Source organism: Entomohabitans teleogrylli, assembly GCF_001484765.1.
Classification (GTDB): domain Bacteria; phylum Pseudomonadota; class Gammaproteobacteria; order Enterobacterales; family Enterobacteriaceae; genus Entomohabitans; species Entomohabitans teleogrylli.
Map to the genome: position 1 here is coordinate 1 of NZ_LLXO01000104.1, position 578 is coordinate 578.

Below are 578 nucleotides of genomic sequence, written 5' to 3' on the forward strand. Positions count from 1 at the left end.
CCGCGGCGTACTTCGCAAAGCTGTCCGACTGAGGTACGCCTTTATTCGTGACAACTCCCGTTGCTGGCCTGTTCGTCTGCTCTGCAGGGTGCTGGATGTTCATCCCAGTGGCTTTTACGCCTGGTTTAAGCAACCGTATTCTCAGCGCCATCAGGTAGATCTGAGACTGACGGGACAGATCAAACAGTTCTGGCTGGAGTCCGGTTGCGTTTATGGTTATCGCAAGATCCATCTGGACTTGCGGGATAGCGGGCAACAGTGCGGAGTGAACAGAGTCTGGCGACTGATGAATCGTGCCGGGATAAAGGCTCAGGTCGGTTACCGTAGCCCGCGGGCACGCAAAGGCGAGGCCAGTATCGTATCGCCCAACAGGCTCCAGCGACAGTTCAATCCGGATGCTCCGGATAAGCGTTGGGTAACGGACATAACCTACGTCAGGACCCACGAAGGCTGGCTGTATCTTGCTGTGGTTGTTGATCTGTTCTCACGCAAAATTATCGGCTGGTCAATGCAATCACGGATGACAAAGGACATTGTCCTGAACGCACTGCTGATGGCTGTATGGCGGCGTAATCCCC

At 54.8% G+C, this 578-nt stretch carries 1 protein-coding gene; it reads left to right on the plus strand.

The annotated features are described in order from the left end of the window. On the plus strand, window positions 1-578 hold a 578-nt coding region (locus tag AQ981_RS25440; RefSeq protein WP_121500750.1), incomplete at both ends, for an IS3 family transposase.